Annotated in this window: 15 protein-coding genes and 2 pseudogenes; 9 read left to right on the top strand and 8 right to left on the bottom strand. The window is 64.4% G+C overall.

Translation table 11 applies throughout. The annotated features are described in order from the left end of the window. Window positions 1–33 precede the first annotated feature (33 nt). A pseudogene (locus SB772_RS20515) lies at window positions 34–1,127 on the bottom strand (ShlB/FhaC/HecB family hemolysin secretion/activation protein); the annotation flags it as partial. Between SB772_RS20515 and SB772_RS20510 the strand changes: the two are divergent. After that, a pseudogene (locus tag SB772_RS20510) lies at window positions 1,126–1,497 on the top strand (helix-turn-helix domain-containing protein); the annotation flags it as partial. The pseudogenes SB772_RS20515 and SB772_RS20510 sit on opposite strands and share 2 nt — an antisense overlap. 47 nt (window positions 1,498–1,544) lie before the next feature. Continuing rightward, complete coding sequence (locus SB772_RS20505; protein WP_410835040.1) at window positions 1,545–2,252, top strand: DUF2968 domain-containing protein; 708 nt, start codon at window positions 1,545–1,547, stop codon at window positions 2,250–2,252. Window positions 2,253–2,398: 146 nt separating this feature from the next. Here SB772_RS20505 and SB772_RS20500 read toward each other — a convergent pair whose 3' ends face one another. Beyond that, entirely contained in the window at window positions 2,399–2,587 is a 189-nt protein-coding gene (locus SB772_RS20500) for a hypothetical protein (protein ID WP_410835039.1), read from the bottom strand. A 314-nt stretch (window positions 2,588–2,901) separates the two neighbouring features. On the opposite strand from SB772_RS20500, the gene SB772_RS20495 reads away from it, so the two are divergent. Continuing rightward, entirely contained in the window at window positions 2,902–3,129 is a 228-nt protein-coding gene (locus tag SB772_RS20495) for a hypothetical protein (protein WP_410835038.1), read from the top strand. 20 nt (window positions 3,130–3,149) lie between these two features. Here the strand turns inward: SB772_RS20495 and hfq are convergent, their stop codons facing one another. Next, window positions 3,150–3,653, bottom strand: coding sequence for an RNA chaperone Hfq (hfq, locus tag SB772_RS20490; protein ID WP_410835037.1), 504 nt, complete (start codon window positions 3,651–3,653; stop codon window positions 3,150–3,152). Between the two features lie 364 nt (window positions 3,654–4,017). Between hfq and SB772_RS20485 the strand changes: the two genes are divergently transcribed. From SB772_RS20485 to SB772_RS20460, 6 genes are all read left to right on the top strand, one after another. Continuing rightward, entirely contained in the window at window positions 4,018–4,164 is a 147-nt protein-coding gene (locus SB772_RS20485) for a hypothetical protein (RefSeq protein WP_410835036.1), read from the top strand. 16 nt (window positions 4,165–4,180) lie between these two features. Beyond that, window positions 4,181–4,705 carry a sigma-70 family RNA polymerase sigma factor gene (locus SB772_RS20480; RefSeq protein WP_410835035.1) on the top strand — a complete coding sequence of 175 codons (525 nt, stop codon included), beginning with the start codon at window positions 4,181–4,183 and terminating at the stop codon, window positions 4,703–4,705. Then, window positions 4,702–5,526: an anti-sigma factor family protein gene (locus SB772_RS20475; RefSeq protein ID WP_410835034.1), complete on the top strand. Its 825-nt coding sequence runs from the start codon at window positions 4,702–4,704 to the stop codon at window positions 5,524–5,526. The genes SB772_RS20480 and SB772_RS20475 overlap by 4 nt, the downstream gene beginning before the upstream one ends. A 290-nt stretch (window positions 5,527–5,816) precedes the next feature. Further along, window positions 5,817–6,332 (top strand): hypothetical protein, encoded by a 516-nt coding sequence (locus SB772_RS20470; RefSeq protein ID WP_410835033.1) that lies wholly within the window; start codon window positions 5,817–5,819, stop codon window positions 6,330–6,332. Window positions 6,333–6,371: 39 nt separating this feature from the next. After that, on the top strand, window positions 6,372–7,949 hold the full coding sequence (locus tag SB772_RS20465; RefSeq protein WP_410835032.1) for an FAD-binding oxidoreductase: 1,578 nt from the start codon (window positions 6,372–6,374) through the stop codon (window positions 7,947–7,949). Window positions 7,950–7,978: 29 nt separating this feature from the next. Continuing rightward, window positions 7,979–8,374: a hypothetical protein gene (locus SB772_RS20460; RefSeq protein ID WP_410835031.1), complete on the top strand. Its 396-nt coding sequence runs from the start codon at window positions 7,979–7,981 to the stop codon at window positions 8,372–8,374. On the opposite strand, the gene SB772_RS20455 is transcribed toward SB772_RS20460, so the two are convergent. From SB772_RS20455 to SB772_RS20435, 5 genes are all read right to left on the bottom strand, one after another. Next, the gene (locus tag SB772_RS20455; protein WP_410835121.1) at window positions 8,371–9,240 is read right to left on the bottom strand and encodes a DUF1571 domain-containing protein; all 870 of its coding nucleotides are present in this window, start codon (window positions 9,238–9,240) and stop codon (window positions 8,371–8,373) included. The two genes, SB772_RS20460 and SB772_RS20455, sit on opposite strands and share 4 nt — an antisense overlap. A gap of 233 nt (window positions 9,241–9,473) precedes the next feature. Beyond that, window positions 9,474–11,279, bottom strand: coding sequence for an AMP-binding protein (locus tag SB772_RS20450; protein WP_410835030.1), 1,806 nt, complete (start codon window positions 11,277–11,279; stop codon window positions 9,474–9,476). A gap of 136 nt (window positions 11,280–11,415) precedes the next feature. Continuing rightward, entirely contained in the window at window positions 11,416–12,717 is a 1,302-nt protein-coding gene (locus SB772_RS20445; RefSeq protein ID WP_410835029.1) for an acetyl-CoA C-acetyltransferase, read from the bottom strand. Window positions 12,718–12,906: 189 nt separating this feature from the next. Further along, window positions 12,907–13,818, bottom strand: coding sequence for a MaoC/PaaZ C-terminal domain-containing protein (locus SB772_RS20440; protein ID WP_410835028.1), 912 nt, complete (start codon window positions 13,816–13,818; stop codon window positions 12,907–12,909). A 2-nt stretch (window positions 13,819–13,820) separates the two neighbouring features. Beyond that, window positions 13,821–15,227 carry a 3-oxoacyl-ACP reductase gene (locus tag SB772_RS20435; RefSeq protein WP_410835027.1) on the bottom strand — a complete coding sequence of 469 codons (1,407 nt, stop codon included), beginning with the start codon at window positions 15,225–15,227 and terminating at the stop codon, window positions 13,821–13,823. Window positions 15,228–15,264 lie beyond the last annotated feature (37 nt).

Genomic DNA, 15,264 nt, shown 5'->3' with positions numbered 1-15,264 from the left:
GAACCTCTAGTCAGAACGCGGCACTTTCGCTCATCAGTTCAGTTGATACGAAAACGTAGCGTTGATGCGCGGGCTGCGCGACGCGCTTTCCACCGGCGCGTCGCCGACCGGTTTCGCGACTGACAGATCCAGGCTGTAGTACTTCGCATCCGAGATCCTGAAGCCGAACGCAATCGATGACAGCCTCGACGGCGAAGGCGTGCCCGCATGCAGATACACGCGCGCCATGTCGAACGATAGGTACGGCGTGAAAGTACGCAGGTACGTGAAGCCGGGCGTGAACGCGCGGTTGACTTCGAGCATCGCACCCCAGCCTGAATCCCCGACGCTTCGCCCGGTTGATAGCCCTGCGCAAAACGTTGCGCGCCGAACGAGATCTGTTCCGAGGTCGGCAGCGATACGCCGCTGTACTGACCGGTCAGCGAGACGGCGGTGCCGATCTGGAGCGGCCACTCGTTGGTCTGCGAGAAGGTCGCGCCGGTCCGTACGAAGTTGATCGACGCCGGATTGGTGACGGGCGCACCGGGAACGTTCGAGTCGCCGGATTTCGACGCGCCCAGGATATCGAATGCCTTCGCCACATTGAAACTCGCGTGGCGCACCTGAGTCGGGTGCACGCTGGTGTAGTCGGCCTGCAACTGCAGCACGCGGATTTGCGAGCGCAAGCCGATCTGCGCGCCGGTGTTGTGGTTGTTGTAGCGATCTTCGCGATCAGCCCAATGCTGCCGATCGGCAGCGCGCCGTGCGCAGCGAGATAGGTTACGTCGTCCCGACCTTTTGGCAGCAACGCAGACACGCTCAATTGTTCGCCGAGCGCGGTCAGCCCGTTCTCGGTCGCGGTCAGCAGACCTTGCACGCCGGGATGGTTGAAGTCGATGCCGGTGCTGACGTTGAACGGCTTACGATCCACGTTCGGTTCGAGCATGGTGGCGCCATCGGTGTTTTGCGGCGGCGGCACGGTGGCCGCGACCTTCACGCCGGGCAGTAGGCCCAGCCCAGCACATTGAGCGCTCGAAGGTGGCGCGCCGCAATGGCCGGTCGGCCGTGATGCGGCCGGCGATCGCGCGGATCCTGTCTTCGACTGCGCCGGCGTCATGTCGGTATCGCGCGCGCTGAGCGATATACCCGTACTGGCTTGCCGACGCGGTTGCCGACACCTATTTCCCCGGCAATGTGCGCGAGCTGCGCAATCTCGCCGAACGCATCGGCGTGACCGTGCGGCAGATCGGCGCGTGGGATGCGGCGCGTCTGCAACGACTGCTGGCGCTCGCGCGCACCAGCCAGCCGATGCCGGCCGAGAGCACCGCGGAGGTGCTGGTGGACCGCAGCAAATGGGACATGGCCGAGCGCAACCGCGTGCTCGCCGCGCTCGACGCAAACGGTTGGCGCCGGCAGGATACAGCGCTCTATCTCGGCATCAGCCGCAAGGTGTTGTGGGAGAAAATGCGTAAGTACCAAATTTTCGACGAAGAGCCCGAAACACGCGAAAGTGAGTAATAATGAGATGGTTGTGCTAAAACAAAAACTGTTCGAGCAGGAATTACATGGACCGAAAGTCGAAACTACGACAGATTGCCCTGGCGGCATTCGTCGCGTTGGGGGCCGTGCAGGGCGTGAATGCGCAGGCTCTGCCGGATAGCGGCACGAGTGCTGGCGTTGTTTCCCAGCCGGGCGCGACGATGGCGTTGCCGGCTACTTCGCAGGCGCAACCCGGCGTGCTGACGCCGGACGAAGCGAAGCAATCTGCCGCGGGGAATGTGGCGGAATTGCAGCAGATGATCCACGGGTCGGATCTGAACGAATTGCGCACGACGTACAACGGCAGCTACGGCACGAGCCTGCTGTTTTATGGCAAGGAGATGACGTACTACGTCGCGCTGTTCCAGCAAAAGAATTTCTGGCGCGTCATCAAGACGCAGGACGCAACGCGTGCCGACATGATCTACAAGGATTTTGTGCGCCAGACGTTGCAGCTATCCGACGTCGAGATTCGCCGCACGCAGCTGGAGGCACAAAAAGCGTTCACGGAACGGATGATCGCGTTGTCGCAGGATCGCGCGAACCGCCTGCAGGCTGACCTGGACGTTGCGCGTCAACAGCAGAACATTGTCGCGAACCAGCAGCAGCAAACCCGCGCCGAGGCAACGGCGCTGGCGCAGCAGAAGGCGGCAGCGCAAGACCAGTTGCGCGTTGCGCAGCGCCAGGTACGCGAGTTGCAGCGTCAGCTGGAAACAGGCTTGCCGTCGCACTGAAGCGTGCGAGCGGGCAGGAAGGGGGCAGGGGCGGAGGACCGCCCGGCCCTGCACGGGGCAACGCTGATAAACCAATAAGAAAAGAGGCGCCACCACCCCAGGCGCACGGTCAAATGCCGCTGCGAAAGGCAAAAAAACCGCCTGCTTCAATGCCGCTTCTTCCCGCTCTCCGGCGAATGCGCATCCGGCAAATGATGCGGATCAGTGACATCGACAGCAATCGGATCACTAGCAGGGAAACTTTCCTCAAGCGCCTCATCGAGGCGACTCTCCGCGGACGGGGCGGGCGGCTTCGCTACCTTGGCATCGGGCGCATGCGGCTTCGGCTTGGACATGACGTGCTCCACTTCGAAAGTAGTGTCGATAGTCCAGCATAGCGCAAAGCCAAACCGGCCGAACGGTCAACGGCACATTTCCCCTACGCCGGTAGGCATTTCCTTCAAAAAGAAAAACACCCAGCCAACGGCAATTAAAGAGCGCAACTTAAGAACGTAGTTAAAGCGAACTTAAAACCCCGCCGCTCTACCTCGTCTTCGAGTGTGTCGCCAAACAAAAAAGAAAAGCAAAAGGCGAGACCAGGCAAAACCGCATGCCGCCCAACGGCATCTCCAGAACGGGATAGCGCAAAAAAACAAGGCAGCGCAACGACATGGAACCCAAGACCCCTGCACAGACGCAGCGCGTCAACGCATCACACGTAGTGGAAGCGGAATTGGAACATCTGGATTGGGCAACACGGCAACCGGCGCAGCGCATGCTGGACGCCGGCTACTGGCGCCGCCGCGTGCTGGCGGTCAAATGCAGATTCGAACTGACGCAGCTGCAGATCATGCGGCTGGAGAAGATTCTGCAGCGGCTCGGCTATCCGTCGGAGTAGCTGGCCGCTGCGTGAGCAGCTTATTCGTTACCGCCAATGGCGCCACCATTGCCACCGTTACCGCCGCCATGGTTGCCGCCTTCGCCGCCACCCGTGCCGAACAGGCGCCGGCGACGCGTCACGACCACCGGTCCGTCAGACGTGCTGCCGCGCTCGGACGATGCCGGACGGTCGGAAGACGGCTGCGCGCCATACGACTCGCGCGGCTCACGCGGTTCGCGGGGCTCACGATGATCGCGCGGTTCACGCGAGCCGTGTGGGCCACGCGTGGTGTGTTCGCCGTGCGCAGGCCGTCCGGCGCGCGGAGCCGGACGCGTGCCGGTGTCGAGCTGGATCGTCGAGATCGCGCGCTTGTAGATGCCTTGCAGGCCGACGGGCGTGCGCAGCATCACCAGATACTGATCGAACGACTCGATGCACCCTGTCAGGCGAATGCCGTTGACAAGGTAGATCTCCACGCGCTTTCGTTCTTTGCGCGCTGCGTTCATGAAGTCGTTTTGCGGATGCGATTCTGCGGAAGCCATGGACAATTCAGGTTAGAAAGACGGTTGTTCGCCGCGATTCTACCCTGTGTAGGGGCGGAACGCGTCGGCGGGCGAACTGCGTCCACTATAACGGCTTGCGCGCACATAAGCATCTGATAACTATTGACTGTAACGTTGAGTTACGAATCTGCGGATGAATGGCGCTTTTCGTGGCGGCGGTGGCGCGTCGCCGCCGCGGATGGCGGAAAAAGATGGCGCCTCGCGCCGAACGCACGGAATAAACCGGTGTCCGCCTGCGTTAAGTCAGCATGGCAGCGTTGCATGTCGCACGCGGCCGACCGGGTCCCGGCCCACGCGCGCCAGCCGGCGGACGCGTCGGCCGAAACATAGTCAGGAGATACACATGAAAGCAACCCGCATTCTTTCCACCGTCTTCGTGCTGTTGGCACTGGCGTTGGGCTCGCTCGCGACGAGCGGCTGCACGTCGGCGACCGATAGCGGCGCGTCGAGCACCAGCGGCAGTGGCGGTGGCACCGGCGGCGGTTACTGAGCGTTAAGCGCACCGGGTGAATTTCGAAGCGGAAGTGATTTCGTGGCTCCCGCAGTTGCGCCGCTATGCGCGCGCACTGACGGGCGACCGCGCTTGGGCCGACGATCTGGTACAGGATACGGCGGAGCGCGCGCTTGCGCGCTGGGCGGCATTCCGGCCGAACAGCAACCTGCGCGCGTGGCTGCTGACGATCCTGCGGCATCTGTACATCGATCAGTTGCGCGGACGTCGCGAGATCGCCGTCGACGACGAAAGTGCGCCGTGGCGCAATCTCGAAGCGCCGCACGGCGAAGTCGACGGTCTGGTGCTGCGCGATCTGCAGCGCGCGCTGTATTGTCTGCCGCTCGAGCAGCGGGAAGTGCTGCTGCTCGTCTGCGTCGAGGAACTGACGTACCAGGAGGCGTCGAGCGCGCTTGGGGTGCCGATCGGCACGGTGATGTCGCGGCTGTCGCGCGCGCGTGAACATATGCGCGTGCTGCTTACAGAAGGTCCGGCGCACAAAAAAAACCCGCCGCTGAAAGTAGTGAGAAATCCGCGATGAACAACGACGACTACGATTCCGGCTTGACCGAGGGGCTCGATTTGCGAGTGCTGTCGGCGTTTGTCGACGGCGAGTTGCCGCACGCGCAGCGCGCCGCGATCGAGACGCAGCTGGAGCAGCATCCGCAGGCCGCCGCACGGGTGGCCGCGTGGCGCGCGCAGAAGAAGGCGTTGCAGGCGCTGTGCGGTGCGCCGGCGCGCGAGGAGCCCGCTTTCATCGTCGTGCGCCCGTCTGCGCCGTGGTGGCGGCGCGTCGGCCTTGCGGCGTGCTGGCTCGCGGCCGGCGCCGGGCTCGCGCTGGCGTTGGGACCGCTCGCGCCGCGCCTGACGGGCGGTGCGTGGGGCGGGTTGGGCGGGTGGAGCGGCTTCGGCGCCGCTCCGGCCAGCTTCGCCCAACGCGCGGACGTCGCCTATGCGGTTTATACGCCCGAGCGGCGTCATCCGGTCGAAGTCGCGGCGAGCGAGGAAGAGCATCTGATCAACTGGTTGTCCAAACGGCTGAACCGGCCGTTGTCGGTACCGTCATTGCAGGAATATGGCTATTCGCTGGTGGGGGGGCGTCTGTTGCCGGGCGAAGCGGGACCGGCCGCGCAGTTCATGTACGAGAACCAGAACGGCGCGCGCCTCACGCTGTACGTCACCGGCATTTCGCGCGACGAAACCGCGTTCCGCCTGTTCCGCGACGGCAACCGGCGCACTTTCTACTGGGTCAGCGACCGCATGGGCTACGCGTTGTCCGGGCCGATCTCCGAAGGCAAGCTGCGCTCTATCGCCATCGACGTGTGCAGTGCCCTCGGCGGCAAACCGGAAGCGTGGCAGTAACGCCGTGAGCGCGGTAAGCGGATGGCGGTGAGCGCCGGCCCGTTTGCTGGCGTTGCAACACCCGGTAACAGAAAAGCTCCCGCGCTCGCGGGCCGCCGGCGGAATAGCGCCGCGCCGCGCTTCGTTTACTCGTTGCAGGACCGTGCCGTCGCGGCGGCGTATCAGTACGCGCAGATACCGCGCAAGTGCGCGCGCGGCGCGGTCTCGAGCGAGGCAAACCGACGGGGTCTTCACGGTGTCGACACGCCCCTTGGCGAGTCGCAACGCCGGCGCGTCGAGGCAGCGAAATCATGGTTACTTTCCATCAATTCGGCACGGGGCTATGCTCCGGCATATGTTGTCTGTGTCTGAGCACCGGTTGTGCGGCGCAGTACGATGCGAGTGCCCCGTCGAACGACACGCCGCCGTGCCGCATCGTCGCGGGTCAGGCGGAAATCGACGGCGTCATGCAGCAGATTACCGGCCGCGCGTGCCTGCAGCCGGACGGCAGCTGGCAGATGGTCGAAGGCGACGGCACCGCGCTGGCATCGTACCCGGCGCCGGTCTATTACTACGACCCATGGTACTGGGGGCCGCCGGTGGTGTTCGGAGGCGGCGTGTCGTTCGTTTTTGTCGACCGCTTTCATCATCATCACCATATGGATCATGTGCGGATGGGTGGCCACGGCGATTGGCACGGCGGCAACGGCGACTGGCGCGGCGGCCACGGCGACTGGCACGGCGGCGGACATGGCGGCTGGCATGGCACCGTGCCGATGCAGGGAGCGGGCGGCATGTCGCACGGCGGCGGTGGGATGCGTCGTTAGCTTGCCGCGGCTCACACGTCGCGCCGCAAAGGAGACGCTTTGACACGCAGCTTGCCGCCGAAAGTTTCAGCCGCCCAGTTCGATCGCGCGCTCGCCGGCTGGCGCTCGATCGTCGGCGAGGCGCAGGTGGTCAGCTCGGCAGCCGGGCTCGCGGCGTATCTCGATCCGTTCGCGCCCGGCGAGCGCGAAGCGTTCTCCGCGTCCGCTGCGGTGCTGCCCGCATCCGTCGACGAGATTCGCGCGGTACTGCGCATTGCCAATCAATATCGCATTCCGTTGTGGACGGTCTCGACCGGCCGCAACTTTGCGTACGGCGGCGCCGCGCCGCGTCTGCCGGGCTCGGTGGTGCTCGATTTGCAACGGATGAACCGGATCATCGAAGTGAACGAGACGCTCGCTTATGCGCTGGTCGAGCCGGGGGTCAGTTATTTCGATCTGTATGCGCATCTGCGCGACAAAGGCTACAAGCTATGGGTCGATCCACCCGCCGCGGGTTGGGGCAGCGTGGTCGGCAATACGCTCGAGCGCGGCTTCGGCTATACCGCGTATGGCGATCACGCGGCGTCCCAATGCGGCATGGAAGTGGTGCTCGCCAATGGCGACGTGCTGCGCACGGGGATGGGCGGCATCGAAATCGGCACGGCGTGGCAGCTGTATCAGCCGGGCTACGGGCCGTCGTTCGACGCGATGTTCATGCAGTCGAACTACGGCATCGTCACCAAGCTGGGCGTCTGGCTGATGCCTGCGCCGCCCGCATATCTGCTCGGTGAAATCCAGTTTCGTCACGAGCAGGATCTCGAAGCGATCGTGGAAATCTTGCGGCCGCTGCGGCTCGATGAAACGATCCGCAGCAACGCGGTGATCGAGGGCGGTCTACGCCGCGCCGCGGGTTTGTCGGCGCGTACGCAGTGGTACGACGGCACAGGCGCAATGCCCGAGAGCGCGGTGGCGGCGATGCTCGACAAGCTGAATGTCGGCCGCTGGAATCTGCATTTCGCGCTGTACGGCACGCCGGAATTGATCGATGCGCGCTATGCGATCGTGCAGCGCGCGTTCGCCCGTTTCCCGCAGGCAAGACTCTCGGCCGTACGCTATGCAGGCGATGCGCAACCCGCCGCGGGCGGCGACCGTAACCAGGCCGGCATTCCCGCGATGAGCGCATTCCGCATGCTCGACTGGCGCGGCGGCGCGGGCGCGCATGTGGACTTCGCGCCGGTCTGTCCGGCGACCGGGCGCGACGCGCTGCGCCAATACACGATGGTGAAAACGCGCGCCGCGGAATACGGTTTCGATTACTACGGTGGCTTCACGGCGGGCGTGCGTCATTTGCATCACATCTTCGCGGCGATCTTCGACCGTAACGACGCGAATCAGGTCGAGCAGGCCGGCGAGCTGGTGCGCTCGCTGATGAGCGACGCGCGCGCGGCCGGTTACGGCGAATATCGCGCGCATCTCGCGTACATGGATTTCGCCGCGGCGCAGTACAGTTTCAACGACGGCGCATTACTGCGGCTCTCGGAAACGATCAAGGACGCGCTCGACCCGAACGGCATTCTCGCGCCGGGCAAGCAGGGCATCTGGCCGGCGGCGTGGCGCGACCGGCGCGGTTATACCTGACACACGCAAAGCGACGGCGTAATGAAGCAATGGACCGACGCACTTTCATGATGACAGGCGCATGGTTTTCGACCGCGGCGGGCGGCGCGTGGCCGTGGCTCGCGCATGCGGCTGCTCGTTGCAATACGTTGGCGGTGATCGATTCCACCCTCGCGTGCGGCCCTGCGTTCGCGGACTACGTCGCGCAATTGAACCTGCCCGCCTTCGAAACGGGCGACGATATCGGCTCGCTCTGGTACACGACGCTTGCGCCGCGCCTGTCGCGAGCTCAGGTCTCGCTGATCGGTCTCACGCGCGCATCCGATTACTTCGTGCTCGAGCAGCTTGCGAACCGCACCGCACGTAGGGTCGAGCATAGCCACGAGCAGGGCGCGGGACGCGTTGCGCACGTCGCGTTCGTGCTTGCGCCGCGCCTCGCTCGCTAGAAGTTGTACCCCTTGTTCTTCGGATCGAAGGCCATGTCGTCGAACGTCTTCGGCGTGATGGTTTCGAAGACGATTTTCTCAAAGAGCCTGCCGTCGTTATCGTAAGACTCGACCGTGCGGAAATACGGGTGCCGCAGATCGAGCCCGAGCGTTTCCTTCTTCGCATAGAACTGCGGCTGTCCAGTGGGCGATTCGAAGGTGACGGCAACCACGCGCACACCGTCGATCGTTTTCACGTCCACCTGGGTGGAGCGCGGCAGACCCGTCTCGATGTATTTCTTGCCTTCGGCGAGGTACTGGCTGGCGATGAATTCGGTGCCGAGGTCGCGCACATGATGGTTCGATTGCGCACGCGCCAGTGTGCCGGTGGTCGACGTCCACAGCGGCATCACGTTCAGCAAGCCGCCGAGGTGGCCGTACATTTCATCGCTCCGTTTGGACTCGTCATAGATGATTTCCTGGCCGGCGTGCGCACCGTCGGGCAGCCACTTCGCGTAGATCCGCAGCGGGTTGTGCGCGATGCGCACCAGCATGTGATCGGCCTTGTCGGGCTGCTCCCCGTGAATGCGTTCCATACGCGACATCGTGAACTCGTAAGACGGATAGCCGTTCGGTCCTTCCTTGATGTAGCGCGGCAACGCAAGCGGATCGAGCGACCTGAACAGCGCGACCAGTTGCGCGTCGTCGAGCTTTTCCAGCGCGCCGCTTTGTTGCGCGGCGCGTAGCCACTTGACCTGTTGGTCCAGCGTGAGTTTGCCGACCTGTGCCGAAGGCGTGGCCGGCGCTTTGACAGCGTTTGCGATATCGAGCGCGGGCGGCGCGTCGTCGTTCTGCGCGAACGCGGGCATGGTTGCCGCGCCCGCCATGAGCGCGCCTATCGCTAACACGCGTAATGATGCGGCACGTAATGACGTTCCCAGCGAAACCTCCGGCGAAGCCTTCGGCGAAACCTTCGGCGAAGCACGCGGCGCGGTGACGTCCGACGGCAAACGGGCGAGGCGCATGAAGGCCGGCGAGCGGCGCGAACGTGCGGACGTGCTGTGCTTCATGAATCTCTCCGAAAAGGCTAGCCTGGGGTGGCGCGGACGCGCCTTACCCCTCAGGCCGCCTTGTGCTTGGCGAGTTCCTCGTCGCGCAGCGCGCGGCGCAGGATCTTGCCGACATTGGTTTGCGGCAACTCGTCGCGGAATTCGACGAGTTTCGGCACCTTGTAGCCGGTCAGGTTCTTGCGGCAGTGGGCAATCACCTGTTCTTCCGTCAGCGACGCATTGCGCTTGACGATGAACACCTTCACACGCTCGCCGTGCACCTCGTCGGGCACGCCGATCGCGGCGACTTCGCGCACGTCGGGATGCATCGCGATCACGTCTTCGATTTCGTTCGGGTAGACGTTGAAGCCCGACACCAGGATCATGTCCTTCTTGCGGTCGATCAGACGGATGAAGCCGCGCGGATCCATCACGCCGATGTCGCCGGTGGCGAGCCAGCCGTCGGCATCGATCACCTTGGCGGTCTCTTCCGGACGATTCCAGTAGCCTTTCATCACCTGCGGACCTTGCACGCACAGTTCGCCCGCTTCGCCGATGTTCGCCCACGTGCCGTCGTCTTTCCTGAATCGCACTTGCGTGGACGGCGCGGGCAAACCGATCGAACCTTCGAAATCGCGCAGATTGGTGAGATCCACCGGATTCATCGACACGATCGGCGAGCACTCGGTCAGCCCATAACCTTCGATGATCGGCTTGCCGGTGACCGCCTTGAAGCGATCGGCAACCGACTTCTGCGTGGCCATGCCGCCGGCCATCGCGAGTTTCAGATTCGAGAAGTCGCGCTTGCGGAATTCTTCGTTTTCGAGGAACGCGTTGTAGAGCGTATTCACCGCGGTCATGCCGGTGAATTTCTCGTGGCGGATGATCATCATCACGCGCTTCATGTCGCGCGGATTCGCGATCAGGATGTTGCGCCCGCCGAGTCCCATGAAGATCAGCGCGTTCACGGTCAGCGAATAGATGTGATAAAGCGGCAGCGGCGTAAGCACGGTTTCGATGTCGCCGCTCAATTGCCCCTCGGACCACACCTTCGCCTGCAACAGGTTGGCGATGATGTTCCTGTGCGTGAGCATCGCGCCTTTGGCGACGCCGGTGGTGCCGCCGGTGTATTGCAGGAACGCGATGTCGTCGTGGGTGGGGCGAACCGGTGTCAACGGCCGCGTGTAGCCGATCGCGAGCGCTTCGAGCAGCGGCACGGCTGTCGGCAGGTTGTACTGCGGCACCATTTTCTTCACATGGCGCAGCATGAAATTGAGGAAACGTCCCTTCAGATTCAGGCCGTCGGCAAGCAGGTCGCCCAGACCCGTGACGATGACGTTCTGCACTTTGGTGCCGGGCAGCGCCTCTTCGACGGTCTTCGCGAAGTTCTCGAACACGATGATGGTTTGCGCGCCGCTGTCCTTCAATTGATGCGCGAGTTCACGCACGGTATAGAGCGGATTGACGTTGACCACCACGGCGCCGGCTTTCAGCACGCCGAACAGCGACACCGGATACTGGAACGTGTTCGGCAGCATGATCGCGACGCGCTCGCCCGGCTTCACGCCGATGCTTTGCAGATACGCGGCGAACGCCGTCGCCTTGCGGCCGAGTTCGCCATACGTCAGATTCGCGCCGACGCTCACGTACGCGACACGTTCGCGGAACTGCGCGATGCATTCGTCGAAGAACTGCACGATCGACTCGTATTTCCGCACGTCGATTTCGTGCGGCACGTCCGCCGGGTACGACGCGTACCAGATGCCGTCGGTGTTCGGCGCGCGATTCGCCGCAGCGGTTGAAGGTGCGGATTCGGCAGCGGTTGAAGGTACGGATTCGGCAGCGGACGAGGGCGGGGCGTGCGTGGGCTGGGTCATCGGTCGTCTCCTGAAGCAGTGGCTTCGTATGTTTGTGTGCCGGTCTTGCGGCCAATCGTTAATGCAGTGATCCAGGCGGTCGTTGAGTTGCTCGTTAAGTCGCTCATTGAATCGGTCGGTACGACGCTCGTGCGCTTCAACGTTCCAGAATCGCCACTACGCCCTGGCCGCCCGCCGCGCAGATCGAAATCAGCCCGCGCGCGGTGCCGGCCGGTTTGTCGAGTTGCGCGAGCATTTTCGCGAGGCCGGCGACGATCCGCCCGCCGGTTGCCGCAAACGGATGACCGGTGGCGAGCGAGCTGCCGTTCACGTTCAATTTTGCCCGATCGATCGCCCCGAGCGGGCCCGGCAAACGGAGTTGCGTGCGGCAATACTCGTCATCCTGCCACGCCGCGAGCGTGCACAACACTTGTGCCGCGAATGCTTCGTGGATTTCGTACAGATCGAAGTCCTGCAAGCTCAGGCCGGCGCGCGCCAGCATGCGCGGCACCGCGTAGGCGGGCGCCATCAGCAGGCCTTCTTTCTTGTCGAAATAGTCGACCGCGGCGGTTTCGGACCCGCTCAAATACGCGAGTACGGGCAGGCCATGTTGTGCTGCCCAGTCTTCGCTTGCGAGCAGCACCGCGGACGCGCCGTCGGTCAGCGGCGTCGAGTTGCCGGCCGTCAGCGTGCCGGCGTCGCGATCGAAGACCGGCTTCAGGCCGGAGAGTTTTTCGAGCGTCAGGTCGGCGCGCAGATTGTTGTCGCGCGCGAGGCCGCGGTACGGCGTCATCAGATCGTTGACGAAGCCGCACGCGTACGCCTCGGTGAGCCTGCGGTGGCTCTCGTAGGCGAGCACGTCCTGCGCTTCGCGCGAGATGTTCCAGCGCTTGGCCATCAGCTCGCAATGTTCGCCCATCGACAGCCCGGTGCGCGGCTCGCCGTTGCGCGGCAGCAGCGGTTTGAAAAACATCGCGGGGCGCAGCTTGGTCAGCGCGCCGACGCGTTGCCCCGTGCTCTTGCCGCGATTCGCTTCGAGCAGGATTTTGCGCATCCGTTCGTTGATGCCGATCGGCGCGTCGGAGGTCGTATCGACGCCGCCCGCGATCCCCACGTCGATCTGCCCGAGCGCGATCTTGTTGGCGACGAGGATCGCCGCTTCAAGACCGGTGCCGCAAGCCTGTTGCACGTCGTAGGCGGGCGTTTCCTTCGCGAGCGTGGTGGACAGCACCGATTCGCGCGTCAGATTGAAGTCGCGCGAATGCTTGATGACGGCGCCGGCGGCCACTTCGCCGAGCCGTTGGCCGTGCAGGTCGTAGCGATCGATCAGGCCTTGCAGCGTGAAAGTCAGCATGTCCTGATTCGACGCGGTCGCGTAGGCGGTGTTCGAGCGGGCAAACGGAATCCGGTTGCCGCCGATGATGGCGACGCGGCGCACGGCGGGCAGCGGGTTGGACATGCTCGGCTCCTTTGGGTCGTTCCCCGGTTACTGAACGGTGCGAATGACGACTACTTCGGGTTTGCGTTCGGCTCCGCTTTCGCGGTCTACATTCACTACACAACGAATTTCATGCTGCTGTCATTCCATGCGGTTACGAAACAATGGCACGGCAATCGCACGAAGCATTCGCACGAAACAGCGCGCACTTCATTGCAGCATCCATTGCATGCGGCCGCGTAAATGCGGTTTCTCTCCGGCGATATCGCGTACTTCCAGTTCGCGCTCGATCAGCGAAGGCGACGCGCTCCAGAACGACACCTCGCCCGGCAGCAGCATCGGCACTTTGAATTCCGCGCTGAGCGTGGCTTCGGCAAGCGGTTTCGGCGGTTGCAGCGCGGCGGCGGCGCGGGCCAGCGTCCACATGCCGTGCGCAATGGCGCGCGGAAAACCGAATGCTTTTGCGGACAACGCGGTCATGTGAATCGGGTTGTAGTCGCCGGATACGCGAGCGTAGTCGCGGCCCAGTTGCGGCGGCAATTGCCAGCGGGACAGACGTTGCAACGCAGCCTGATCGAGTTCGAGCGCGCCAAGAGGATCGCCGCTTGCCGGCACGCCCCGCTTCAGATAGACGCTGTCGCCGTCCCACACGGCTTCGCCGCGCCGGTACAGACGCGAATGCAGCACGAACGCCTGGCCCTTGTCGTGACGCAGCAGCGCGCCGAATTCGACCTCGACGCGCAGCACGTCGTTATGCGCTATCGGCCGCCGCAGCCGCACATGATTGGCCAGATGCACGAGCCCGAGCGCCGGCCACGGGAAAGCCGGGTCGGTCAGCATCAGCAGATGCAGCGGGAAGGCGAGCAGATGCGGAAAAGTGAGCGGCACGCCGTGCTCGGGAATGAACCCGCACACCCGCGCGTAATGCCCGATCGCCGCCGCATCGAGCGGCGCGGCGGGGCGCACCAGGCGCAGCGCCGGCAGATGCGTGTCGTGTCCGCGTTTGAGGAGGCCGGATAATGCGCGCGCATACAGCTTCGCCGGCGCGGGCAGTTGCTCGATGACGACGGTTTTGGGTCGGACCGCATTCGTTGCGTGACCGCCATTAAACGGCTCGCGCATGGTCACGCTCCAATCAGACTTTGCCCGCATACGCGCACGATCTGGCCAGTGATGCCCGCCGAACCGGGATGCGCGAGCCACGCGACGGTCTGCGCGACGTCGACCGGCAGGCCGCCTTGGCTCATCGAATTCATGCGGCGGCCGGCTTCGCGAATCGTCAGCGGAATCTTCGCGGTCATCTGCGTTTCGATGAAGCCCGGCGCGACCGCGTTGATCGTGATGCCGCGCTCGCGCAGATGCGGCGCCATGCTTTGCACGCGGCCGATTACGCCGGCTTTCGAGGTCGCGTAATTGGTCTGCCCGCGATTGCCCGCGATGCCGCTGATCGACGATACGCCGACGATGCGTCCGCCGTCGCGCAGGATGCCGGCCGCGAGCAACGCATCGTCGATACGTTCCTGCGCGGACAGGTTGATGTCGATCACGCTGTGCCACGCGGCGTCGGCCATCCTGGCGATGGTTTTGTCCCTGGTGATGCCGGCGTTGTGCACGACGATATCGACGCCTTGCTCATCGAGCGCCGCGGCGATCTGTGCGGGCGCTTCGGGCGCGGCGATGTCGAAGGCGAGGGCGGTGCCGTTCAGTTGCCGCAGCGTCGCTTCGAGCGCGTCGCGCGCCGCCGGAATGTCGATGCCGATCACATGCGCGCCTTCGGCCGCCAGCACGCCCGCAATGGCCGCACCGATGCCGCGTGCCGCACCGGTGACGACCGCGCGGCGGCCGGCGAGCGGCTGCTGCCAGTCGAACGCCGGCACGGCGTCGCTGCCGGCGCCGATGCGCACCACCTGGCCCGACACATACGCCGAACGCGGCGACAGGAAGAACCGCAGCGTCGCTTCAATGCCGTTCCCGGCGCCTTGTTCGACATACACGAGATTCGCGCTGATGCCGCGCCGCGCTTCCTTGCCGAGCGAGCGCGTCAAGCCTTCGAGCGCGCGCTGCGCGGTCCACTGGCGCGGGCTCGCGCAACCTTCCGGCGGCCGGCCGAGCACGACGATGCGGCCGCACTTGCCGAGCGAGCGCAACGTATCGTGAAAGAACCCGTGCAGCGGATCGAGCTGGCTGCTGTCTTCGATACCGCTCGCGTCGAACAGCAGCGCGTTGAGCTTGCCGTGCGAGCCGGATTCGGCCGGTTCGAAGCGGCCCGTCATCAGGCCATGGCGATTCGCGAGCGGCACCCACAGTCCCGCGCTGTCGTGCGCGACGCTGGTCATGCCGACACTGGCCACGAGCTTGGCGAGCGCGTCGAGCAGATGCGGTTCGCGGCCCGCGCCGATCGCCACCAGGCCGTCGAACTCGGGCTGGTCTGCACGATAGCGGCGCAGCACTTCGGGCAACGGCAAGCCGAGCGAGCGCGCCAGGCGCGCGCCGAACGGCGAGTTGACGAAGTTCAGATAAGAGTCGTTCATTGGGTCCGTTGCTCCGCTGGCCTCTTCGAATGTGCGT

This window comes from Paraburkholderia sp. SIMBA_030 (genome assembly GCF_046535245.1).
GTDB lineage: Bacteria > Pseudomonadota > Gammaproteobacteria > Burkholderiales > Burkholderiaceae > Paraburkholderia.
This window is presented reverse-complemented; position numbering and strand designations above follow the sequence as displayed.